The sequence below is a fragment of the Paucibacter aquatile genome (assembly GCF_002885975.1).
In the GTDB taxonomy this organism is placed as follows: Bacteria; Pseudomonadota; Gammaproteobacteria; order Burkholderiales; family Burkholderiaceae_C; genus Paucibacter_A; species Paucibacter_A aquatilis.
Genome location: NZ_POSP01000003.1, coordinates 921,513 through 943,029 on the forward strand (window position 1 = coordinate 921,513; position 21,517 = coordinate 943,029).

At 66.7% G+C, this 21,517-nt stretch carries 20 protein-coding genes and 1 other RNA gene; 8 read left to right on the forward strand and 13 right to left on the reverse strand.

Annotated features, from left to right (window positions below; genetic code table 11):
• Positions 1–17: 17 nt before the first annotated feature.
• The 4 genes from C1O66_RS07260 to dnaX form a co-directional block, all read right to left on the reverse strand.
• Entirely contained in the window at positions 18–416 is a 399-nt protein-coding gene (locus C1O66_RS07260; protein WP_102767268.1) for an MAPEG family protein, read from the reverse strand.
• Between the two features lie 64 nt (positions 417–480).
• Positions 481–1,083 carry a recombination mediator RecR gene (recR, locus tag C1O66_RS07265; RefSeq protein ID WP_102767269.1) on the reverse strand — a complete coding sequence of 201 codons (603 nt, stop codon included), beginning with the start codon at positions 1,081–1,083 and terminating at the stop codon, positions 481–483.
• A gap of 10 nt (positions 1,084–1,093) precedes the next feature.
• Positions 1,094–1,420 (reverse strand): YbaB/EbfC family nucleoid-associated protein, encoded by a 327-nt coding sequence (locus C1O66_RS07270; protein ID WP_102767270.1) that lies wholly within the window; start codon positions 1,418–1,420, stop codon positions 1,094–1,096.
• 84 nt (positions 1,421–1,504) lie between these two features.
• Entirely contained in the window at positions 1,505–3,808 is a 2,304-nt protein-coding gene (gene dnaX, locus C1O66_RS07275) for a DNA polymerase III subunit gamma/tau (RefSeq protein WP_102769519.1), read from the reverse strand.
• A gap of 80 nt (positions 3,809–3,888) precedes the next feature.
• On the opposite strand from dnaX, the gene C1O66_RS07280 reads away from it, so the two are divergent.
• From C1O66_RS07280 to ffs, 5 genes are all read left to right on the forward strand, one after another.
• Positions 3,889–5,022: an AIR synthase related protein gene (locus tag C1O66_RS07280; RefSeq protein ID WP_102767271.1), complete on the forward strand. Its 1,134-nt coding sequence runs from the start codon at positions 3,889–3,891 to the stop codon at positions 5,020–5,022.
• 75 nt (positions 5,023–5,097) lie between these two features.
• Positions 5,098–5,763, forward strand: a complete 666-nt coding sequence (locus C1O66_RS07285; RefSeq protein ID WP_102767272.1) for a response regulator — start codon at positions 5,098–5,100, stop codon at positions 5,761–5,763.
• Positions 5,760–7,202 carry a sensor histidine kinase gene (locus C1O66_RS07290; protein ID WP_133155125.1) on the forward strand — a complete coding sequence of 481 codons (1,443 nt, stop codon included), beginning with the start codon at positions 5,760–5,762 and terminating at the stop codon, positions 7,200–7,202. The genes C1O66_RS07285 and C1O66_RS07290 overlap by 4 nt, the downstream gene beginning before the upstream one ends.
• A gap of 81 nt (positions 7,203–7,283) precedes the next feature.
• A complete protein-coding gene (locus tag C1O66_RS07295; protein WP_102767274.1) occupies positions 7,284–8,483 on the forward strand; it encodes a serine hydrolase domain-containing protein in 1,200 nt (399 codons plus the stop codon).
• A gap of 87 nt (positions 8,484–8,570) precedes the next feature.
• Positions 8,571–8,667: signal recognition particle sRNA small type (gene ffs / locus C1O66_RS07300), an RNA gene on the forward strand.
• Positions 8,668–8,767: 100 nt separating this feature from the next.
• Here ffs and C1O66_RS07305 read toward each other — a convergent pair.
• The 4 genes from C1O66_RS07305 to C1O66_RS07320 all read right to left on the reverse strand — a co-directional run bounded on the left by C1O66_RS07305 (position 8,768) and on the right by C1O66_RS07320 (position 13,347).
• On the reverse strand, positions 8,768–9,721 hold the full coding sequence (locus tag C1O66_RS07305; protein ID WP_102767275.1) for an NAD(P)H-dependent flavin oxidoreductase: 954 nt from the start codon (positions 9,719–9,721) through the stop codon (positions 8,768–8,770).
• Between the two features lie 14 nt (positions 9,722–9,735).
• On the reverse strand, positions 9,736–11,529 hold the full coding sequence (locus C1O66_RS07310; protein ID WP_102767276.1) for an acyl-CoA dehydrogenase: 1,794 nt from the start codon (positions 11,527–11,529) through the stop codon (positions 9,736–9,738).
• A gap of 101 nt (positions 11,530–11,630) precedes the next feature.
• On the reverse strand, positions 11,631–12,563 hold the full coding sequence (locus C1O66_RS07315; RefSeq protein WP_102767277.1) for an electron transfer flavoprotein subunit alpha/FixB family protein: 933 nt from the start codon (positions 12,561–12,563) through the stop codon (positions 11,631–11,633).
• Between the two features lie 31 nt (positions 12,564–12,594).
• Positions 12,595–13,347: an electron transfer flavoprotein subunit beta/FixA family protein gene (locus tag C1O66_RS07320; protein WP_102767278.1), complete on the reverse strand. Its 753-nt coding sequence runs from the start codon at positions 13,345–13,347 to the stop codon at positions 12,595–12,597.
• A 176-nt stretch (positions 13,348–13,523) separates the two neighbouring features.
• Here C1O66_RS07320 and murI point away from each other — a divergent pair, with 176 nt between their 5' ends.
• The gene (murI, locus tag C1O66_RS07325; protein ID WP_102769520.1) at positions 13,524–14,369 is read left to right on the forward strand and encodes a glutamate racemase; all 846 of its coding nucleotides are present in this window, start codon (positions 13,524–13,526) and stop codon (positions 14,367–14,369) included.
• A gap of 42 nt (positions 14,370–14,411) precedes the next feature.
• On the opposite strand, the gene C1O66_RS07330 is transcribed toward murI, so the two are convergent.
• The 5 genes from C1O66_RS07330 to C1O66_RS07350 form a co-directional block, all read right to left on the reverse strand.
• Positions 14,412–14,903, reverse strand: coding sequence for a YfiR family protein (locus C1O66_RS07330; protein WP_243392733.1), 492 nt, complete (start codon positions 14,901–14,903; stop codon positions 14,412–14,414).
• A gap of 38 nt (positions 14,904–14,941) precedes the next feature.
• Entirely contained in the window at positions 14,942–16,906 is a 1,965-nt protein-coding gene (locus C1O66_RS07335) for a TonB-dependent receptor plug domain-containing protein (RefSeq protein ID WP_165794516.1), read from the reverse strand.
• Positions 16,907–16,988: 82 nt separating this feature from the next.
• Complete coding sequence (locus C1O66_RS07340; RefSeq protein ID WP_102769521.1) at positions 16,989–18,407, reverse strand: sensor domain-containing diguanylate cyclase; 1,419 nt, start codon at positions 18,405–18,407, stop codon at positions 16,989–16,991.
• A gap of 156 nt (positions 18,408–18,563) precedes the next feature.
• The gene (locus tag C1O66_RS07345) at positions 18,564–19,211 is read right to left on the reverse strand and encodes a response regulator (protein WP_102767281.1); all 648 of its coding nucleotides are present in this window, start codon (positions 19,209–19,211) and stop codon (positions 18,564–18,566) included.
• Positions 19,208–20,353 (reverse strand): hybrid sensor histidine kinase/response regulator, encoded by a 1,146-nt coding sequence (locus tag C1O66_RS07350; RefSeq protein WP_102767282.1) that lies wholly within the window; start codon positions 20,351–20,353, stop codon positions 19,208–19,210. Before C1O66_RS07350 ends, C1O66_RS07345 begins: the two co-directional genes overlap by 4 nt.
• A 293-nt stretch (positions 20,354–20,646) precedes the next feature.
• Between C1O66_RS07350 and C1O66_RS07355 the strand changes: the two genes are divergently transcribed.
• Both C1O66_RS07355 and C1O66_RS07360 read left to right on the forward strand, forming a co-directional pair.
• Positions 20,647–21,102: a hypothetical protein gene (locus tag C1O66_RS07355; RefSeq protein ID WP_333780326.1), complete on the forward strand. Its 456-nt coding sequence runs from the start codon at positions 20,647–20,649 to the stop codon at positions 21,100–21,102.
• A gap of 49 nt (positions 21,103–21,151) precedes the next feature.
• Positions 21,152–21,514 (forward strand): response regulator, encoded by a 363-nt coding sequence (locus C1O66_RS07360; RefSeq protein ID WP_102767284.1) that lies wholly within the window; start codon positions 21,152–21,154, stop codon positions 21,512–21,514.
• The last annotated feature ends 3 nt before the right edge of the window (positions 21,515–21,517 follow it).

The following is a 21,517-nucleotide window of genomic DNA, read 5'->3' on the forward strand; positions in this document are numbered from 1 at the left end:
GCACCTGCTGCGCCGACTCATGGGCCGCCCACGAAAAATAGCGCAATGCTGCAAGCCAGGCCCGCAAACCAGATCAACGAGCGCAGCGTGGCCTGGTCCGCCAGATAAGCGGCGATGTAGGCGATGCGGGCGCCGATGAAGCCCAGCGCCAGGGCATCCACCGTGGCCTGCGGGGCCTGCATCTGCTGGGCGGCCAGCACGCCGGCGATGAACAGCGGCAAGGCCTCGAAGCTGTTGGCCTGGGCCGCATTGGCGCGCGCCTGCCAGCCGCTCAGACCCGACAGCCAGGCGCGTGGCTGGTGGTTGTCGTAGCCGCCATCCCGGCGCCGCTTGCCGAAGCCGCGCGACTTGGCGATGCCGGCGCAGACGATGGGCAGCAGGCTGGCGACGATGATGCAGGTGTTGGCGAGTGTCATGAGGGGCGACCTTGTCGAGGGGAAACGGAACGGGGGAGAACTGGGGCGAAGGAGATGAAGGCCGTCAGCGACGGTCCACCAAGGCGTGGGCGATGGTGCCGAGATCGACATACTCCAGCTCGCTGCCCACGGGCACGCCGCGCGCCAAACGGGTGGCACGGATGCCACGCGAGCGCAGCGCCTCGGCCAGCACATGGGCCGTGGCCTCTCCCTCGGCAGTGAAGCTGCTGGCCAGAATCACCTCTTCCACCCCACCCTCGCTCGCACGCGCCAGCAACTCGGCCGCGCCGATCTGCTGCACGCCCACGCCGTCCAGCGGACTGACCCGGCCGAGCAGCACGAAGTAGTAACCGCGGTAGGAGTTGGTGCGCTCCAGCGCCGCCTGGTCGGCCGGTGTTTCCACCACGCAGAGCTGGCGCGCATCACGCTCGGGGTCGGCGCAAACCGGGCAGAGCGCGGACTCGCTGAAGGTGTGGCAGCGCTCGCAATGGCCGATGCCTTCGGCCGCGGCCCGCAAGGCCTCGGCCATCAGGCGCGCGCCATCGCGGTCGTGCTGCAGCAGGTGGTAGGCCATGCGCTGGGCCGATTTCTGGCCCACGCCGGGCAGGCGCTTGAGCGCCTCGATCAGCGCCTCCAGAGCGCCCGCTTCGGGAGAGGACGCTGTCAAAGCGTCGAGCTCAGAACGGGAACTTCATGCCCGGCGGCAGGGGCATGCCGGCGGTCAGCTTGCTCATCTTCTGGGCGCTGACTTCTTCGGCGCGGCGCACCGCGTCATTGAAAGCCGCGGCCACCAGGTCTTCCAGCATGTCCTTGTCGTCCGCCAGCAGACTGGGGTCGATGGTGACGCGCTTGACCGCGTTCTTGCAGGTCATGACGACCTTGACCAGGCCGGCGCCGGACTGGCCCTCCACCTCGACATTGGCCAGCTCGTCCTGAGCCTTCTTCAGGTTGTCCTGCATGGCCTGGGCTTGCTTCATCAAGCCCGCGAGTTGACCCTTCATCATTTTCAATACTCCTCAGTGTCAGGGGTGTTCGTTGGAAAGTTGTCTTGCCTTGGGTGCGTCATCGCCCGGCTGCGGTCCAAACGCTCAATGCGAGCGGATCGAACCGGGCACGATGCGTGCCGTCTTGAACTGGGCCATCAAGGTTTGCGCAAAAGGATCGTTGATCACGATCTGCTCCACCTCACGCTGGCGCGCCTGGATGCGGGCCAGATCGCGCAGTGCCGGCGAGTCCTGGGGCACGCCGGCCTCCAGCTCGATCTGCACCGGCATCTGCAAGCCAGCTTCGAGCGCCACTTGCAGCTTGTCGCGCAGCGCCGGTTGGCGCAGCGATTCGCGCTCCACACGCAGACGCACCATCAAGCCGGCCGGGCCGTTCTCCAGACCCACGCATTCCGATCGCACGGCCAGCTCACGCGTCAGCGCCAGCAAGCCCAGCGGCGCCACCAGCTCGGCCCATTGCGCGCCCAGCTCGGTGGGCTGCAGCGGCACATCCTCGCCGGCGGTCGAGGCATAGCCCTGGCGATTCGGTGCCGGGCGGCCGGCGCGCGGGGCGGCGCTGGCTCCAAAATCGTCGCCATCGGCGCCGTGTGAGGCGGATGCGCCGCCACCGTCATCGTCCGACATGGGCGCATCCAGCCACGGCGGCGGTTCGCCATCGTCCGTGGGCCGGCCATCACCGACGACCTCATCCTCGGGCTCGGGCTCGGCATGAACCACAGGGCGGGGGCGCAGGCGGGCGCTGTAATCGCCAGCGGCGGGGCTGGGGGCGCGGGGCTGCACGGTCGGTGCGGGCACGGGCGCGGGTACAGCTGCAGCCAAATGTGCAGCCACAGGTGCAGGAGGCGGAGCTGTCGCCACTTCAGCGTCGTAGCCGACCTCAGGCTCGGACGCCTGCAGGGCGAGAGCCTCGGGCTCCATCTGGCCTTCGATCTCGGGCTCAGCCTGCGTTTGCGCACTGGGCTCGGCCACAGAACGAACCGGCGCTGCCGCCGCGGCAACAGGTGCAGGCTCGGATTCGACTGCAGGCTCAGGTTCGGGCTCAGCGTCGGGTTGCGCCTCGGTCGCTAGCGCTGCTTGCGCAACCACAGGCGACGCGGGCTCGACAGGCAGCGGATCCGGCGCTGTTGGCGTGTGAGCCGGCGCAGCAACAGGCACAGCGACAGGCACAGCAACAGATGCAACCACAGGCGTCGCATTTGAGGCGACTCTGGGCGCAGCCACCGTCGGCGCCGGTCGTGCCGGCCTTGCCACAGCCGCAGCGGGCTTGTTCAGCGTCTGGCCGGCCGCACCGGCGGGACGAAAGCTGAGCATGCGCAGCAGCACCATCAGCAGGCCGGCGTATTCATCGGGCGCCAGGGCCAGCTCGGCGCGGCCGTGCAAGGCCATGCTGTACATCAGCTGAATCTCATCGGCCGGCAGCAGGGCCGCCAGGCGCTCGGCCTCGGCCGTGTCCGGGTCGGTCTCGTCCAGAGCACCGGGGGCCGCTTGGGCCACGGCCATCTGCTGCAACAGGCCGGCCAGATCTTCCAGGGTGCCTGCAGCCGACAGGCCGAGGGCGCGCAGGCCATCGGCCTGGGCCACCACGGCCGCACCGTCGGCGGCGGCCAAGGCGTCGATGATGGCCACCACATGGCCACGATCGACCGTACCCAGCATCTGGCGCACGCCTTCTTCCACCAGCGAACCGGCGCCAAAGGCGATGGCCTGATCGGTCAGCGAAAGCGCATCACGCATGGACCCACGCGCCGCGCGCGAGAGCAGGCGCAGCGCACCCGCATCGGCCGGCACGCTTTCCTGCTTCAACACCTGCGTCAGATGGCTGAGCACCGTCTGCGGCGCCATGGGCCGCAGATTGAACTGCAGGCAGCGCGAGAGCACGGTGACCGGCACCTTCTGCGGGTCGGTGGTGGCGAGCACGAATTTCAGGTAATCCGGCGGCTCCTCCAGCGTCTTCAACATGGCGTTGAAGGCGGTGTTCGAGAGCATGTGGACTTCGTCGATCATGTAGACCTTGAAGCGGCCCATGACTGGCTTGTAGACCGATTGATCCAGCAGCTGACTGATTTCCTCGACGCCGCGGTTGGAGGCGGCATCGAGCTCGATGTAGTCGACAAAACGACCGGCATCGATGGCCTGGCAGGCCTCGCAGACGCCACAAGGCGTGGCGGTGATGGTGCCCGTGCCGTCGGGCCCGGTGCAGTTGAGGCTCTTGGCCAGGATGCGCGAGACCGTGGTCTTGCCCACGCCGCGGGTGCCGGTGAAGAGGTAGGCGTGATGCAGGCGTTGCTGGGTCAGTGCATTGGCCAAGGCCTGCACCACATGCTCTTGGCCCACCAGCTCTTCAAAACTGTGGGGGCGGTACTTGCGCGCGAGGACCTGGTAGCTCATGCGCGGCATTCTACGGGCCACCAGCCGCCCCACTGGATGCCAGGGCCGGCCAGCGCGCAGACAGGCGATAATCCCGGCCCATGAGCACGCCCGCATCCCACACCTCTTCCTCGCCCGACACCCTCAGCTACGAACAAGCCGGTGTCAATTACGACCTGATCGACCCGCTGAAGATCAGCGCACAGCGTGCCGCGGCCGCCACCGGCGCCCACCTGGCCGCCCATGGTTTCACCGAGGTGCTGGCCTCGCGCGGCGAGTCGGCCTATGTCGTGGATGTGGGCCCCTTCTACATCGCCTCCATCGTCGAATGCCTGGGCACCAAGACCCTGGTGGCCGACGAGATGCGCCAGCTGACCGGCAAGAACTACTACGACGGCATCGCCCAGGACACCATCGCCATGGCGGTGAACGACCTGATCACCGTCGGCGCCACGCCCCTGGTGGTGCAGGCCTACTGGGCCGCGGGTGGCTCGGACTGGTTCGGCGACAAGGGCCGGGCGCAAAGCCTGGTCGAAGGCTGGAAACGCGCCTGCGACACCTGCCAGGTCGCCTGGGGCGGCGGCGAGACGCCGGCCCTGGCCGGCATCGTCGAGAGCGGCCGCATCGACCTGGCCGCCTCCTGCACCGGCCTGATCAACCCCAAGGAACGCCTCTCGGTGGGTGACAAGCTGGGCGCTGGCGACGCCATCGTGCTGCTGGCCTCCAGCGGCATCCATGCCAACGGCCTGAGCCTGGCTCGCAAGCTGGTCGAGCGCCTGCCGCAAGGCTATCTGACCGAAATCGCACCGGGCCTGAGCTATGGCGAGGCCCTGCTCGCCCCCACCGTGCTGTATTCGCCGGTGACCGAGGCGCTCTACAAGGCCGGCATCCAGCCGCACTACTGCGCCAACATCACCGGTCATGGCTGGCGCAAGCTGCTACGTCACCCAGGCCAGTTCACCTACCGCATCCACACCGTGCCGCCGGTCACGCCGGTGCTGAAGTTCATGCAACAGCATGCCAAGCAAGACGACCGCGAGGCCTACTCCACGCTGAATATGGGCGCTGGCTTCGCCATCTTCGTGCCCGCGGCCGATGCCGCCCGCACGGTGGAAGTGGCCAAGGCCTGCGGCATCGAGGCCTGGGTCGCCGGCAGCCTGGAAGCGGGCGAGAAGCAGCTGCTGATCGAGCCTCTGAATATCCGCTTCAGCGACGACGACCTGCAACTGCGCTGATCGCAGCGCAGAGGCCATCGACACAAGGCGGCCCTGGCCGCCTTTGCTTTTGGCTTACTTGAGGTTCTTCCGGCCATGCACATCCTGCTGATCGAAGACGATCTCTCCCTGGGCTCGGCGCTGCTGGAGGCCTTGAAGCTGGAGGGCTTCAGCGTGCAATGGCTGCGCCGCGCCGGCGATGCACCGCATCGGCTCGACGATGCTGGCTGCGCCGCGGTGCTGCTGGATCTGGGCCTGCCCGACGGCAGCGGGCTTGAACTGCTCAAGCGCTGGCGCGGCCAAAACGACGCCACCGCCATTTTGCTGATCACCGCCCAGGGCGAGCTCGATCAGCGTCTGGCCGGCCTGGACGCCGGCGCCGACGATTATCTGGTCAAGCCCTTTGCCATTCCTGAATTGCTGGCCCGCCTGCGCTCGGTGCGGCGGCGCCAGGCCGCGCAAAGCAGCGGCGAGGAGTGGGCGTTTGGCGTACTGAGCGTGCTGCCACGCCAGGCCATGGCTCGTCTGAACGGCGCCCCTCTGGACTTGACACCGCGCGAATTCCAGCTGCTGCTGGCCCTGGCCGAAGCCGGCGGTCAGGTGGTGAACAAGCACAAGCTGGCTCAGGCCATGGAACCGCTGGGCGAGGCCCTGGACATGACGGCCCTGCAGGTGCATCTGAGCAATCTGCGCCGCAAGATCGGCGCGCAGCGCATCGGCACCTTGCGGGGCGTCGGCTACTGGCTGGAGTCACTGTCGTGAGGCCCCCGGCCCGGTGGGTGCAGCTGCGAAGCCGCAGCCTGGGGCGGCGCACGGTGGGCGCCCTGCTGCTGGCCTTTGTCGTCATCACCCTGGCCCTGCTGGCGCTCAACTACTGGAGCGTGAAGCACAGCCTCGCGCAGCAATCGCAGGCCCACCAATTGGGCCGCCTGCTGGCCCGCAGCATCGAATCACTTGAGCAAGAGGACAGCGCCCGGGCCGTGCTGCAGGGTTTTGTTGCCGAGTACAACCAGCTGCGCCAGGAGATGGCCTGGGAAAACGGCGCCATGAGCGTGGAGTTGCGGACGGCCGAAGGGCGGCTGGTCTACCGCAGCGGCCCGCCACTCGACGCCTGGCTGCAAGCGGAAGCATGGCCTTCGGGCCCTGCCCTGCGGCCCTGGAATGGCCGCATGCAGTCCACCTTTGGCGCCCAGGATGCCCGCTGGCAACTGCGCATCGCCGACCCCCTGCCCGGCGATCGGATCCTGCTCGGCTGGCTGCTGGGTGAGCTGGGGCCCTCCCTGGCCCTGGCCTTGCCGGTGCTGCTGCTGACGCTGTGGTTGGCCGTGCGCACCGGTCTGCGCCCGCTGCGCGAGTTCACCGCCCGCATCGCAGGCCTGGATCTGAGGCAAGACCTGGCCCCGCTGCAGCTGGACCTGCGCTATGCCGAGCTGCAACCCCTGGCCCAGGCATTCGACCGCTTGCTGAGCCAGCTGAGCGCGCAACGCGCCCAGGAGCGCGCTTTTGTTCACGATGCCGCCCACGAGCTGCGCACCCCCTTGGCCGCTCTGGGCGCCCAGACGCATGTGCTGCTACACAGCCTCGACGAAGCCGGCCGTCAGCGCGCCGCCCAGGCCCTGCAGCAAGGCGTGGAGCGCACGGCGCACCTGTCCCAGCAGTTGCTCGATCTGGCGCGGCTGGACCCTGCAGCTTCCGCAGCAGCGCACGAGCGCTTCGACCTGGTCGAGCTCTGCGCCTGGGTGCTGCAGCAGGCCCATCCGGCCGCCCGGCAGCGCGCCGTCAGCCTGGCCTTGGAAGCCCCGGAACACTGGCCCTGGCAAGGCTCTCGTCATGCCCTGCAATCCCTGCTGCAAAACCTGGTGGACAACGGCCTGCGCTACGGCGCACGGGAGCTGCGACTTGAGCTGCAGGCCCGGGCGGCAGGCCGCTTGCTGCTGGCCGTGCGTGATGACGGCCCTGGCATCGCACCCGAAGCGCAGGCGCGCATGTTCGAGCGCTTCTGGCGCGGCGATCAAGCGCAGGAGCACATGCAGGAGCCGGGCAGCGGCCTCGGCCTGTCCATCGCCGCACAGGCGGCATTTCAGCTGGAGGCGGAGCTGCGCGTCGGCCCGGGCCTGCATGGGCGGGGCATCGGCTTCGAGCTGGTACTGCCTGATGCACCCGCAAGCAGCGCGGCTCAGGCCCCTGCCGAGAGCGCCTGAGGAAGGCCCAAGAGCTTTAGCAGTTCTTTAGCGTGGGCTGCCAAGAATCGCCGACTTCAAGTTCTGGAGTCCTCGTTCGCCATGTCTACCCCCCATCTGCGCCGCCGCGCCTTCCTGCCGCTCCTGCCCGCCTGCCTCTTGCCCGCCGCCGTTCTGAGTGCCTGTGGCGGCAGCGCCGAACGCGAGGAGCTGCTGCGCCCCGAACTGTTGCAAGAGGAAGCCCGTCTGAGCGAGCTGGCGCAGGCCGCAGTCGCGACTGGCCTGGTGGGTGCGATGTTCGCCAGTCAATTTGAAGGCGCGCACAAGCTCTACCTCGGCTGCGCCGGTCTGAGCCAGCAAGGCCAAAACACAGCCCTGTCCCGCCACCATGCCATGCAGCTGGGCTCTCTCGGCAAATCAATGACAGCAACATTGGCGGCCGAGCTGGTGCGCCAGGGCAAGCTGCGCTGGGACAGCCGGCCCGCCGAGCTGCTCCCCGATCTCACGCCCATCCTGCACCCGGGCTATGCCAACATCACCCTGCGCCAGATGCTGGACCACCGCAGCGGCATGCCGACATTTCAGGAGCCGAGCGAGCTTGCCGAGCTGGCAGACTACCTGGCCATTCAGACGGAGCCCCTGCCCCAGACTGACCGTGAGCGGCGGCGGCTGTTGGCCCGCTGGGTGCTGGCACGCCCTCCCGCGACTGCGCCGGGAGGCGAGTTGCTGTACTCCAACGCCGGCTACACCCTGGCTGGGGCCATGCTGGAGGCGGCGAGCGGCCAGGATTTCAACACCCTGCTGCTCCACTGGGCCCGTGGCCTGGGTCTGGACTTCGCGCTGAGCCCGCCCACCCATGCCCCGCAAGGCCATGTCGGCCCGAAGCCGCAGGCACTGAAGCCCTACCAGGCGCTGGCGCCGGAATGGTCGGTCTGGGTCGACGGAGCGCTGCAACCCTCGGGCAATGTCTGGCTGAGCGCGGCGGGCTACGGCCGTTGGCTGGCCGAGCATCAGCGTGCCTTTCAGGGTCATAGCCATGGGCTGGCACCCGACTACATTCAAGCCCTGCGCCAGCTGCCCGCAGGCGAGTACAGCCTGGGCTGGGTGGCCATGGAAATCAAAGGCAAGCGAAGCCTGGTTCACACCGGCGCCTATGCCGGCTTCATGAGCATGGTGCTTCTCCAGCTCGACGGCAAGCGAGCCTGCTTCGGTCTGAGCAACACCGAGGGCAACAACGAGGTCGGCGACAGCTGGGTGCTGGATGCGCTGAACCACGGCGTTTTGCATGCGGCCGACCATTGAGCGCCAAGGGAATCGAGCCCGGTTTCAAGGATTGACCCGGCGAAGGCTTGAAGGAGAGCGTGCCGCGCATCGTTTACAATGCACGCTGACGGGCCTCCTCGCATGGAAGCGCGGCCAACCGGGTCAGGTGGGGAACCAAGCAGCCCTAGCCGTTGTGACCAGTGCCGAGGCAGGGCTCGTCAACCCGAACACCAAAAAGCCCGCTGAGCGCACTGCTCAGCGGGCTTTTTCTTGTGTGGAAACCCAGCGGCTCGGGCGGCCTGCACCGCCCGAGCGTGGGAGCCTCAGCCCAGGCGCAAGCGCTCGCGCGCAGCCTGGTACTCACGGCCCAGGCGCGCCACCAGCTCGGCCGCCGGCACCACGGCGCGAATAGCGCCGATGCCTTGGCCGCAGCCCCAGATGTCTTTCCAGGCCTTGCTGGAGCTGCCGCCGAAGTTCATCGCACTCGGGTCGCTCTCGGGCAGGTGATCCGGGTCCATGCCGGCTTTGACGATGGAGCCACGCAGGTAGTTGCCGTGTACGCCGGTGAAGAGGTTGCTGTAGACGATGTCGTCGCTGTTGCTGTCGACAATCATCTGCTTGTAATCCTCGGCGGCGCGGGCCTCCTCGGTGGCGATGAAGGCCGAGCCGATATAGGCCAGATCCGCACCCATCGCCTGGGCCGCCAGCACCGCGTCGCCGCTGGCGATAGACCCGGACAGCGCCACCGGACCCTGGAACCACTCCCGGATTTCCTGGATCAGCGCGAAGGGGCTCTTGACCCCCGCATGGCCGCCGGCACCGGCCGCGACGGCGATCAGGCCGTCGGCGCCCTTCTCGATCGCCTTCTTGGCGAACTTGTTGTTGATGACGTCGTGCAGCACGATGCCGCCCCAGGAGTGCACGGCCTGGTTGACGTCCTCACGCGCGCCCAGCGAAGTGATGATGATGGGCACCTTGTACTTGGCGCACACCGCCATATCGTGCTCGAGCCGTTCATTGCTCTTGTGCACGATCTGGTTGATGGCGAAAGGCGCCGCCGGCTTGTCCGGGTTGGCGCGGTTGTAAGCCGCCAGTTCGGTGGTGATTTCGTTCAGCCATTCATCGAGCAGCTCGGCCGGCCGGGCATTGAGCGCCGGCATGGAGCCGACGATGCCGGCCTTGCACTGCGCGATCACCAGCTTGGGGTTGCTGATGATGAACAGGGGCGAGCCGATGATGGGCAGCGGCAGCTGCTTCAGGATCTCAGGGAGTGCCATCGTGCCGCGCCCGATCAGAAGGCATCCAGGGCCAGGGCGGTGACGCTGTCGGCGCCCTCGACAATGGCATCGCGCGTGCCACCGGCACGGCTCAGGATGTGCTCGGCGTAGAAGCGAGCGGTGGCGATCTTGGCCGACATGAAGGCCGCGTCTTCACCGGCGGCCAGCTTGTCCTCGGCCACCAGCAGCGAGCGCGCCAGCTGCCAGCCGGCGACCAGATTGCCAGCCAGCATCAGGTAGGGCACGGAGCCGGCGTAGGTCGCGTTGGGGTTGCTGCGGGCGTTGGCGGCGATGAAGTTCACCACATCGACAAAAGCCAGACGGGCCGCGGTCAGGCGCTTTTGCACCGCGCGGGCGGCGGCGCTGTCGCGTGTCAGCAGCTGCGCTTCGGTGGCCTCGACCATGGCCGCGATGGAGCGGGCAAAGGCGCCGCCGTCGCGTGCGGTCTTGCGGCCGACCAGGTCATTGGCCTGGATGGCGGTCGTGCCTTCGTAAATGGTCAGGATCTTGGCATCGCGGTAATGCTGGGCAGCGCCGGTTTCCTCGATGAAGCCCATGCCGCCGTGCACCTGCACGCCCAGGTCGGTGACCTCCAGGCTCATCTCGGTGCTGTAGCCCTTGACCAGGGGCACGAGGAACTCGTAGAAGGCCTGGCTCTGCTTGCAAATCTCGGCATCGGCATGGTGGTGGGCCGCATCGTAGGCCGCGGCGGCCACGCTGGACATGGCGCGGCAACCCTCGGTCAGGGCGCGCATGGTCATCAGCATGCGGCGCACATCGGGGTGGTGCAGGATGGGGCCGGCGCTGGGCAGCGAGCCGTCCACCGGGCGCGACTGGATGCGCTCGCGGGCGAAGCTGGCGGCTTTTTGGTAGGCGCGCTCGGCCACGGCGATGCCCTGCACGCCGACGCCGAAGCGGGCGGCGTTCATCATGATGAACATGTACTCGAGGCCGCGGTTCTCTTCGCCGACCAGGGTGCCGATGGCGCCGCCGTGGTCGCCGAACTGCAGCACGCAGGTCGGACTGGCCTTGATGCCCATCTTGTGCTCGATGGACACGCAGTGGGCGTCGTTGCGCGCGCCCAGGGAGCCATCGGCATTGACCAGGAACTTGGGCACGATGAAGAGGCTGATGCCCTTCACGCCTTCCGGCGCACCGACCACACGGGCCAGCACCAGATGGACGATGTTCTCGGCCATGTCGTGCTCACCGTAGGTGATGAAAATCTTGGTGCCGAAGATCTTGTAGGTACCGTCGCCTTGAGGCTCGGCGCGGGTGCGCACCTGGGCCAGGTCCGAACCGGCTTGCGGCTCGGTCAGGTTCATGGTGCCGGTCCAGCTGCCGTCGATCAGCTTGGGGATGAAGGTGTTCTTTTGTGCGTCGGAGCCGGCCGTCAGCAGGGCTTCGATGGCGCCATCGGTCAGCAGCGGGCAGAGCGCAAAGCTCAGATTGGCGCTGTTGATCATCTCGCCGCAGGCGGCGCCGATGGTCTTGGGCAGGCCCTGGCCGCCGAAGTCAGCGGGGTGTTGCAGGCCCTGCCAGCCGCCTTCGGCAAACTGCTTGAAGGCCTGCTTGAAGCCGGTGGTGGTGAAGACTTCGCCGTCCTTCCAGTAGGACGGGGCTTTGTCGCCCTCCCAGTTCAGCGGTGCGACCACGTCCTCGTTGAACTTGGCGCACTCTTCCAGCACGGCCTGGGCGGTGTCAATGCCGAAATCGGCGAATGCAGGGATTTGCTCGGTCAGGGCTTGCAGGCCGGCGAGCTCCTGCATATTGAACAGCATGTCCTTGACGGGGGCGCGGTAAGTCATGGCTTTGTCTCCAGCGATCTCAGATTCAGATACAACAAGGGCGCCGCGACCGTGAGTCGGGCGCCCTGGGGCTCACTCGATAGTGGGGGCTGCGCGCGGGCTCAGAGGCTGCCCACCAGCTCCGGCACGGCGGTGAACAGATCGGCTTCCAGGCCGTAGTCGGCCACCGAGAAGATCGGCGCTTCGGCGTCCTTGTTGATCGCGACGATCACCTTGGAATCCTTCATGCCAGCCAGATGCTGGATCGCGCCGCTGATACCGCAGGCGATGTAGAGCTGGGGCGCGACGATCTTGCCGGTCTGGCCGACCTGCCAGTCGTTCGGGGCATAACCGGCATCCACTGCGGCACGCGAGGCGCCCAGCGCAGCGCCCAGCTTATCGGCCAGAGGCGTCAGCACTTCCATGAACTTGTCGTTGGAACCCAGGGCACGGCCACCGGAAACGATGATCTTGGCGGCGGTCAGCTCGGGGCGGTCGCTCTTGGTCACTTCACGGCCGGCGAAGCTGCTCTTGCCGCTGTCGGCGGCGGCAGCCACGGTGACCACGGTGGCGTTGCCACCTTGGGCGGCGGCGGCGTCAAAACCGGTGGTGCGCACGGTCAGCACCTTGGTGGCATCGCTGCTTTGCACGGTGGCAATCGCGTTGCCGGCGTAGATGGGGCGCTCGAAGGTGTCGGCGCTGATGACCTTGGTGACGTCGCTCAGCTGGGCCACGTCCAGCAAGGCGGCCACGCGCGGCGCGACGTTCTTGCCCGAGGCAGTGGCCGGGAACAGGATGTGGCTGTAGCCGCCGGCAATCGCCAGCACCTGGGCGGCCAGGTTTTCGGCCAGGCCGTTTTCCAGCGCGGCGGAATCGGCATGCAGCACCTTGCTCACACCAGCGATCTGGGCCGCAGCAGCGGCCGCGGCGCCGGCGTTGAAACCAGCCACCAGCACATGGACATCGCCGCCCACGGCCGCCGCAGCGGTCACGGTGTTCAGCGTCGCGCCCTTGATGGAGGCGTTGTCGTGTTCAGCAATCACGAGAGCAGTCATTGTGTTTTCTCCGAATTCTTCTGATCTGGGTTCAGCCAATGACCTTGGCTTCGTTCTTCAGCTTGTCGACCAGGGCGGCCACATCGGCCACCTTGATGCCGGCGCTGCGCTTGGGCGGCTCTTCGACCTTGAGGGTCTTGATGCGCGGGCTCACGTCCACACCCAGATCGGCCGGCTTGACGGTGTCCAGCTGCTTCTTCTTGGCCTTCATGATGTTGGGCAGGGTGACGTAGCGCGGCTCGTTCAGGCGCAGGTCGGTGGTGATGACGGCCGGCAGGCTCAGCTTCACGGTTTCCAGGCCACCATCGACTTCCCGGGTGACGGACACGGCGCCATCGGCCACTTCCACCTTGCTGGCGAAGGTGCCTTGCGGCAGGCCGGTCAGGGCCGCCAGCATCTGGCCGGTCTGGTTGCAATCGTCGTCAATGGCCTGCTTGCCCAGGATGACCAGCTGGGGTTGTTCCTTGTCGACCAGGGCCTTGAGGATCTTGGCCACGGCCAGGGGCTGCAGTTCGGCATCGGTCTCGACCAGGATGGCGCGGTCGGCGCCGATGGCCATGGCGGTGCGCAGGGTTTCCTGGCACTGGGTGACACCGCAGGACACTGCGATCACCTCGGTGACCACACCTTTTTCCTTCAGGCGCACGGCTTCTTCGATGGCGATCTCGTCGAAGGGGTTCATCGACATCTTGACGTTGGCGGTGTCGACACCGCTGCCGTCGCTCTTGACGCGCACCTTAACGTTGTAGTCGACCACGCGTTTGACTGGGACCAAGACCTTCATCGATTACTCCAAGGCTAATTGACGTTAACGTTAATCAGATTCTAAGGGGCCACCCGAAGGCGGTTGAGGCATCTTTGCCAACATCGGGGATGCAGCCAAAAAAGCACGATCGTTCTATTCTAAGCATGAAGCCAGAGTCGCGTCAGGCTGCCGCTAGACTGCAGCCCCCAATGAGCATGAGCAGCAGCCCTCCCCTCGCCGCGGCGCGTTCGCACGCGGCCACCATCGGCGTCTTCGATTCCGGCGTCGGCGGCCTGACCGTGCTGCGCGCCCTGCAGCAAGCGCTGCCCCAGGCGGCCCTTCACTACGTGGCCGACGCCGCCCACGCGCCCTACGGCCCGCGCAGCCCCGACTTCATCCGCGAACGCAGCCTGCGCCTGGCCGACTACCTGGTGAGCCAGGGCGCGGGCATGCTGGTCGTTGCCTGCAACACCGCCACGGCCCACGCCATCGCCACACTACGCCAACGCTGGCCCGCGCTGCCCATCGTCGGCACCGAGCCGGGCATCAAACCGGCGGTCGCGGCCAGCCTGGCGCGCACCAAGGGCCAGCGAGGCTCACGCATCGGCGTGCTGGCCACCGTGGCCACCATCGCCAGCGCGCGGTACCAGGATCTGATCAGCCGGCATGCCGAGGGCATTGATGTCTTCAGCCAGCCCTGCCCCGGCCTGGTCGACCTGATCGAGCGGGGACAGCTGGACACGCCCGAGCTTCACGCCCTGCTGGACCGGCTCTGCCAACCACTGCGCGAGGCCGGCGTGGACACGGTGCTGATGGGCTGCACCCACTACCCGCTGGTGCAGCCGGCCCTGCAGCGCGCCCTGGGCCCTCAGGTACAGCTGCTCAATATCGAAACCGCCGTGGCCCAGCGCGCGGCAGCCTTGTGGGGCAGGCAGGACGAGGAATCGGAAGCCCGCCCCGCCCTGCGGCTGGAAACGACCGGCGAGGCCGCCCGGCTGCAGGATTTTGTGCGCCAGGTCCTGGCCTGGCCGGACGCTCAGGCCGCCCGCGTGCAGGCCTGAGGGCCTCTTGCAGCACGCCAGGGCGGACCCGGGCCAGGGCGCCTACTTCACCTCGCGCGCCAGCTTCAGCATCTGCGAGCTGAGCATCAGGCCGCGCCGTTTGGCCTCGCTGTGGTTGATGCGAAAGGCCATGCCATTGGGCTCCAGCACCAGGGCGATGATGGCTCCGGCCCGGAAGGCCTCGGCGCTGGCGCCGACCACCAGCAAGGGGCTGTCGGCCAGGGCGTCCAGCCAGAGCTGCAGTTCTTGGCGTCCAGAAAAGCCCAGCACCAGCACATGGCAGGGCCCGGCCTCGGCCGGTGAACCCAGCACCAGGACCCGCCCGGCAGCCTGACCCATGGGCTTTTGCGCCACCACACGCAAGGCGTCTTGCAGCTCGCGGTCGCCCGCCACGCAGTAGTTGAACTCGCGACCCGGCGGCGGTGGCGGCCACTGCGTGAACTGGGCAAAGCGGTAGATGAAGGCGGCCTTGAGCTGCGCCTCCTCCTGGCCCGGATGCGCACAGGCCGCACCCGCAGCCCAGAGCAAAGGCAAGAGCCGAAGCCAAGCCAGCCAAGAACTCCGCGCGCGCTTCATGAGCCCACCCGGTGCTTGAACTGCAGGCGAAGCACACGCCCTTCCTGGCGCAGCGGCGGCAAGCCCACATCGGGCTGGTCGGCATAACTCACACCCATGAGGTTGCGCAGGCCCAACGACCATTCGCTGTCCGCGCTCTGGCGCCACAGCAGGTGCAGGTGATGCAAGGCCTGGCCGGGCAAGCTGCCGGCAGGAACCTGGCGGCGGCTCATGGCCTGGGTCTGCCAGCCCAGTTGCAAGTCATCACGCCAGAGCGGCTGGCTGTAAGCCAGCTTGAACAGGCGGCGCGGCGAATTGTCGAGCTCGGCGCCACTGCCCAGCTCGCGGCTGCGCTGCAGCGACAAGCCCAGCTGCAGGCGCGCGCCTCCGTCCCAGCGCTTTTCCAGGCCCAGCTCCAGGCCGCGGCTGCGCACGACATCGCTGTTGACAAAACTCAGCCCCGTATCCGGCTTGAGCACCTGGCTGATCAAGCCGCTCATGCGTGCACGGTAGAGCGAGGCTCGGTACTGCAGCTGTGGGGTCAGGCGATGCTCCAGCGCCAGCTCCAGGCTGCGCGTGCGCTCGGCCTCCAGCACTGGCAAGCCCGGCGCCTGGTTGCTGCGGAACTCGTAGAAGTTCGGCGCCCGGTAGGCACTGCCCTGCATGAGCTTGAGATTGGCCTCCGGGCTCAGCTGCCACACCCAGGCCAGGCGGGGGTTGAGGCGGCTGCCATCGGCGCGGCGGTCATGGTCCCAACGCAGGCCCAGCACCAGACGGTGCTGGGCGTGGAGCTGCCACTCGTCTTGCACAAACACGCCCAGGCGCTCGGACGCGGAGGTGAAATCCAGATCCGGCGGCAGGCCTCTCGCACCCAGAGCGATGCGCTGCAACCGGTCACGCTGCCACTCCAAGCCGCCCAGAACATAGTGCCCGCGCCAGGCAGAGCTGCCCAGGCGCAGGGCAAATTCATCCCACTGCCCCTCGGACAAGGTCTCCAGCTCCAGAGGCGGCCGCCCCGGCTGCTCCAGCGGGTCACGGCGACGCGATTGCAAGACCTTGCTGGAGGCCTCGACCGTCAAATCCCAATTGGCCCCCAACGCGCCCTCGTAACCCAGAGCCGCGAACTGGTTGAAGTAGATCGAGCGGCCTTGACCGATGCCCGAGCCGGGCCGCGTCGGGTCCAGCGGCGAAGCATTGCCGCGCACGCGCTCGCTGTGGCCGGCACGAAAGCTCCAGCCCGCCATGCTGGCGCGGGCAAGCAGGCGGGTGCCATGGTCCCAGTTGTGATCACGCAGACGATCGACCCTTTCGGCAGGCGCCGGGCTGTTCAAAGGAATGCGGTCCTGCTGAAAGCCCGAGATCGAGATCCAGCCCTCGGCGCCACTGTCCAGGCGCTGACCGGCACTGGCCTGCCAGCTGCTACCACGCTGTGAATCGAGCGCCAGGCGGGCGCGCAGGCCGGCAAGCTTGTCGGCCCGCTTGGTCTGCACCTGGATCACACCAAAAAATGCGTTATTGCCATACAAGGCCGAGCCCGGCCCGGGCGTGAACTCAACCCGGTCGATCAAATCCACATCGACGTAAAACTCAGGCCCGATCAGGGCGGCGTCGAAGATGTTCTCGTTGACGCGCACGCCGTCGATCATCAAGAGCAGACGGGCGTTGAAATCACCGGGCCGGCCCAGGCCGCGCGCAGCCACGTAAACGAAATTGCCATTGCTGGTGGTGAACAGGCCCGGCAGGCAGTTGAGGATGTCGGCCATGCTGCGCAGGCCATAGGCGCGGATCTCGGCGTCGGTGAGCACATAGGTCTGCGCCGGGGCCTGCTCGGCGCTTTGCGCGAAACGCGAGGCCGTGGACACCTGCACCGCTTGCGGCACGGCCTTGAGGCCCTGGCGCAGCAAGTCCTCCAAACCCAGATCCAGGCCGGCATTGGCTTCGGCCACGGCCAGGCCAGGTTCGCCGGCCCATGCAGGCGGCATCGCCCCGCCTGAACACAATGCCGCGATCAGCAAACCCCAACCCCAGACTAGAGGCCTGGCACGGCGCGGCCGAACATGTACCTCAGCTGCCCGCATGACTTGCCCGCCTGAACGTGTTCTTGCCGGCACGCTTGGCGGCATACATGGCCACATCGGCGGCCACCAACAGATGGGCTGCATCGACTTCGTCGGTCGGACAAAAAGCCAGGCCGACCGTGGCGCCAATCGGCATCAGGTGCTCACCCACATACAAGGGCTCACGAACCGCCGCAATCAGGCGCACGGCGAGTTGCTCGGCGGCTGTGTCATTGGGCAAGGTCGGCAGGATCAGACCGAACTCATCGCCGCCCAAACGGCACAGCACATCGTTGCCGCGCAAGACCCGACTCATGCGCCGCGCCACTTCGCGAAGCACTTCGTCACCGGCCTCATGGCCATGCTTGTCATTGACGGACTTGAAGTTGTCGAGATCAATGAACATCAAGGCCATCAGCTCGACGTTCTGGCAGCTGGCGGCCATGTGGCGCTCCAGCGCCGACTGGAAATACAAGCGGTTGGGCAGCTGGGTTAGGGCGTCGCGATGAGCCAGTTGCTCGAACTGCTGCCCGGCTTCCTGCTCTTGGCGCAAGCGCAGATTGAGCTCGGCCTGCGTGGTCTCCACACGCTGCAGCATCTGGTTGAAGCGCTCGCTCAAACGCCCCACTTCATCGGGCCAATGCACGGTGGCCCGGCGTGTGAAATCCTGATCCACCGAGACCTGCTCGGCCAGCCGCGACAGCTCCACAATGGGGGCCAGGGCGCGCTGCTGCACCCGACGCAGGACACGCCAGGCGATGGCGATGGCCACGGCGATCAAGAGCGCCGCCGCACTGATCAGCTTGAGCAGCAACATCTGCAGATTCTGCAAACTCTCACGCAGCACCAGGCTGCCCACCAGCTCACCCTTGAGCCGAATCGGCACCCAGACCTCCACCTCGGCCGCGCGCATGAAACGCAGGCCCTGGCCATGATCCATGCCCGCCGGCAAGGCCGCCGCCGCTGCCGCCATCGAGGCTCCAGGCACCGGCGGCGCCGAAGAAGCCGCCTGCCACTGCACAAACACCTTGAGCGCGGCATTGAAGGCGCGCACTTCCAGCACCTCGCCCCGCCGCACGAAGGCGGCCAGTTCGGCACTGGCTGCGGCCTGATCCTCGAACACCAGCATGGGCGCAAGACTGTTGGCCAAGAGTTGCGCGCTGAGCTCAGCGGCCTGGGCCTGGCGCTCGCGCGCGCCCAACCAGAGGATGGCGGCGATCAGCCCGAAACTGAGCACCATGGCGCTGGACAGCACCTGAAGATTCAGCCGGGTCAGGCGGCGAACCAGCGAATGCTGGAGCTCCCCAGAACGCACTTCGGTGGGGCTGGCAGGCGCTGGCTTGCTGCTGCCGGTCGGGGCCTCGGCCTCCACCGCTTTGGCGGTGGCGCTCTGCTGGTCGCTGCTGCTACTGGCCGCTACGCTCATCGATCTGCCCATGCTCAGCCGGCCGCACAGCGCAGCCAGCGCAAAGGCATTTTTTACCATCGACCGCAGCCGGTCTATCGCAAAAACAAGGGCGCGAGAGCGTCGTTAATGAGCCGTCCACGGCCTGGGCCGCTGCTGCAGCGGCCGGAGCCCTCTTCAGCTGGCGACCAGGCCGTTGCGGATGGCGTAGACCGTCAGCTCGGAGTTGTTAGCCAGGCCCAGCTTCTCCAGCACACGGGCGCGGTAGACGCTGACGGTCTTGGGGCTGAGCATCAGCTCCTCGGCGATGTCCGAGAGGCGCTTGCCGGAGGCGATCATCACCAGGGTTTGCAGCTCGCGGTCGGAGAGCTTCTGGTGCGCCTGTTCATTGACCGGCGCGGTCAGGCTCTCGACCAGCATTTGCGCGATCTCGGGCGTCACGTACTTGCGGCCCTGCGCCACGGTGCGCACCGCCTGCACCAGCACCTGCGGGTCACCGCCCTTGTTGACGTAGCCGTAGGCCCCAGCGCGCAAGGCGCGGATGGCGTACTGGTCCTCGGGGTACATGGAGACGATCAAGGTGCGGATCGAGGTGCCCTCGTCCTTCATCACATGCAGCACATCGAGGCCGCTGCGGCCCGGCATATTGATGTCCAGCACCAGCACATCGACCGCCGCGCTGGGGCCGAGATCGCGCAGCAGGCTGCGCAGCTCGCCGTAGTCGCCGGCCTCGCCGATGACCTCGATGTCGGGCACATCGGACAAGGTGTCGCGGATACCGCGGCGGATCAGCGCGTGGTCGTCACAAAGAATGACCTTGATCATGCGCCACCCCAGGCCGAAGGGTCGTGGGTGACGGCGGGATGGTCTTCACCGCCGAAACGGTCCAGGCTGTCGGCCTCCAGAGGCACCGAAAGAATCAGGCTCGTGCCCTTGCTGTTGCTGCTCAAGTCCACCCATCCTCCTACCGTGGCAGCCCGCTCATGCAGGCCGCGAATTCCAAAGCTGCGCGCCTTGGCCAAGGCGCCGGCTGCAATGCCCACGCCATTGTCGCTGAGCTCCAGCGTTAGCACGCCCGAGTCCACGCTCAGCTCGATATGCACCCGCGTCGCCTGCGCATGCTTGGAGACATTGGTCAGCGCCTCCTGTGCCGTGCGATAGGCCACCAGGGGCACGCCCGCCGGCAGCTGCATCTGCTCATGGCTGGTGCGCATGGTCGTGATGATGCCGGTGCGGCGCTCGAAGCGCGCCGCCATCCACTGCACCGCGGCCACCAGACCCTGCTCCAGGATGGCCGGCCTCAGGTTGTGCATGATGCGCTGGCTGGCCTCGATGGCCGAGGTCACCGTTTCCAGCGCCGACTGCACGCGCTGCTGCACGGCCGGGTCTTGCGCATGGCGGTTGATCCAGGCCAGATCGAACTTCAAGGCGGTGAGCGAGCCGCCCACATCATCATGGATCTCGCGCGCGATCGCCGCGCGCTCCATCTCCACACTGGTTTGCAGATGGCCGGCCAACTCGTGCAGGCGCTGCTTGGACTTGAGCAGCTCGCGATCGGCCTCGATGCGCGCGCGCTCGGACTCGCAGGCCTCGATGGCGTGGAGCAGCGCCGGCGCCAGGCGAGCCAGGTCTTTCTTCAGCAGATAGTCCGAAGCACCCGTGCGCATAGCCGCCACGGCCGTGTCCTCACCGATCTCGCCGGAGACCAGGATGAAAGGCAGGAGGCGCTTGCTCTCCTTGAGCATGTCCAGCACCAGCAGGCCCGAAAAGCCCGGCAGGTTGTAGTCGGAGATCACGGCATCCCAGTTGCCCTCGAGCGCGCGGCTCACCTCGGCCAGGGTGTCCACCCGGTGCAATTCCAAATCCAGACCGGCACGGCGCAGCTGGGCCATGATCAATTGATGATCAAGCTCGGAGTCCTCGATGTGCAGCACGCGCAGCCGGCGATCAGCGGTAGAGATCGTCATGGGGGGCGAGTATGCCGGGATTGCATGACCGTCCCGGCCCGTGTGGCCTGTGTGATGCGAACGAATCTGCAGAGAAGCCACGTCACTCAAGGGTTTACCCTTATATTTCCCATCCAGACCTGGTCGAATCACACAAATAGGCCGCTTATGCGTCCATTGTCCTGTCGACAGTTCCGCAGGAAATGCCGAAGATGCCTGCAAGAACCGGTCACCCTGACGAGCCCGGACTTGATCCCCGCACAGGGTCAGGTCTTGCGCTCCGACAGGTCCATAAGCGTGGAGCAAAGATGCTGATGAATGAAACGCCTGACCCACCCGAGCTGGGAATGACGCCGCTGCTGGCTGCGGCCGAGCTCCAGGATCACCTGATGACGGTCACCAATGACCTGGAGCGTTTGCAACGCCTGCTGGACGACGCCGGAGAGGCCTTGTCCACCCACTTCTACAGCGCCTCCAGCCATGTGCATGGTTTGTTGAACGGCGCCAGCGAGGGCGGCGACGCCCACGCACCGGTGTTGCAGAAAGTCATGCTGGACATCGCCGGGGCCATCACCGCCCTGCAGTTCCAGGACATGGCCACCCAATTGATCGCCCACACCAGCCAACGTCTGCGCAACTGCGCCGACCAACTGGCACGCGACACCTTTGGCGATGACGAAGACGGGGCCACGGTGGTCGAAATCGCACCTCTGCGACCGAATCCGGTCACACAGGATGAGATGGACGCCGGTTCTATCGAATTGTTCTAAAGAAGCTCACAAATTTTCCGAAACCAGCTTGATACCCGGAGAAACAACAATGCACTCAATTCTTGCTGTGGACGATTCGGCCTCGATGCGCCAGATGGTCTCTTTCACGTTGAAGAACGCAGGCTTCAATGTGGTGGAAGCTGTGGACGGACAAGACGCCCTGGAAAAGTCCGGCACGCGCGACTTCGACCTGGTGCTGACCGACCAGAACATGCCGCGCATGGATGGCATCAGCCTGACCAAGAAGCTGCGTGACAACCCGAAGTTCAAGACCACGCCGATCCTGATCCTGACCACCGAGTCCAGCGATCAGATGAAGCAAGCCGGCCGCGCCGCCGGTGCCACGGGCTGGTTGGTGAAGCCCTTTGATCCGGCCAAGCTGATCGAAGTCATCGGCAAAGTCATTCGTTGATGC

What these genes read in the sequence shown, in the direction of transcription:
- C1O66_RS07345 (WP_102767281.1), bottom strand. Translation starts at nt 19,211, where the DNA reads ATGATCAAGGTCATTCTTTGTGACGACCACGCGCTGATCCGCCGCGGT.
- C1O66_RS07340 (WP_102769521.1), bottom strand. Translation starts at nt 18,407, where the DNA reads ATGAGCGTAGCGGCCAGTAGCAGCAGCGACCAGCAGAGCGCCACCGCC.
- C1O66_RS07305 (WP_102767275.1), bottom strand. Translation starts at nt 9,721, where the DNA reads ATGGCACTCCCTGAGATCCTGAAGCAGCTGCCGCTGCCCATCATCGGC.
- C1O66_RS07355 (WP_333780326.1), top strand. Translation starts at nt 20,647, where the DNA reads ATGAATGAAACGCCTGACCCACCCGAGCTGGGAATGACGCCGCTGCTG.
- C1O66_RS07310 (WP_102767276.1), bottom strand. Translation starts at nt 11,529, where the DNA reads ATGACTTACCGCGCCCCCGTCAAGGACATGCTGTTCAATATGCAGGAG.
- dnaX (WP_102769519.1), bottom strand. Translation starts at nt 3,808, where the DNA reads ATGAGCTACCAGGTCCTCGCGCGCAAGTACCGCCCCCACAGTTTTGAA.
- C1O66_RS07315 (WP_102767277.1), bottom strand. Translation starts at nt 12,563, where the DNA reads ATGACTGCTCTCGTGATTGCTGAACACGACAACGCCTCCATCAAGGGC.
- C1O66_RS07270 (WP_102767270.1), bottom strand. Translation starts at nt 1,420, where the DNA reads ATGATGAAGGGTCAACTCGCGGGCTTGATGAAGCAAGCCCAGGCCATG.
- C1O66_RS07295 (WP_102767274.1), top strand. Translation starts at nt 7,284, where the DNA reads ATGTCTACCCCCCATCTGCGCCGCCGCGCCTTCCTGCCGCTCCTGCCC.
- C1O66_RS07285 (WP_102767272.1), top strand. Translation starts at nt 5,098, where the DNA reads ATGCACATCCTGCTGATCGAAGACGATCTCTCCCTGGGCTCGGCGCTG.
- murI (WP_102769520.1), top strand. Translation starts at nt 13,524, where the DNA reads ATGAGCAGCAGCCCTCCCCTCGCCGCGGCGCGTTCGCACGCGGCCACC.
- C1O66_RS07320 (WP_102767278.1), bottom strand. Translation starts at nt 13,347, where the DNA reads ATGAAGGTCTTGGTCCCAGTCAAACGCGTGGTCGACTACAACGTTAAG.
- C1O66_RS07335 (WP_165794516.1), bottom strand. Translation starts at nt 16,906, where the DNA reads ATGCCGCCTGCATGGGCCGGCGAACCTGGCCTGGCCGTGGCCGAAGCC.
- C1O66_RS07350 (WP_102767282.1), bottom strand. Translation starts at nt 20,353, where the DNA reads ATGACGATCTCTACCGCTGATCGCCGGCTGCGCGTGCTGCACATCGAG.
- C1O66_RS07280 (WP_102767271.1), top strand. Translation starts at nt 3,889, where the DNA reads ATGAGCACGCCCGCATCCCACACCTCTTCCTCGCCCGACACCCTCAGC.
- C1O66_RS07360 (WP_102767284.1), top strand. Translation starts at nt 21,152, where the DNA reads ATGCACTCAATTCTTGCTGTGGACGATTCGGCCTCGATGCGCCAGATG.
- C1O66_RS07260 (WP_102767268.1), bottom strand. Translation starts at nt 416, where the DNA reads ATGACACTCGCCAACACCTGCATCATCGTCGCCAGCCTGCTGCCCATC.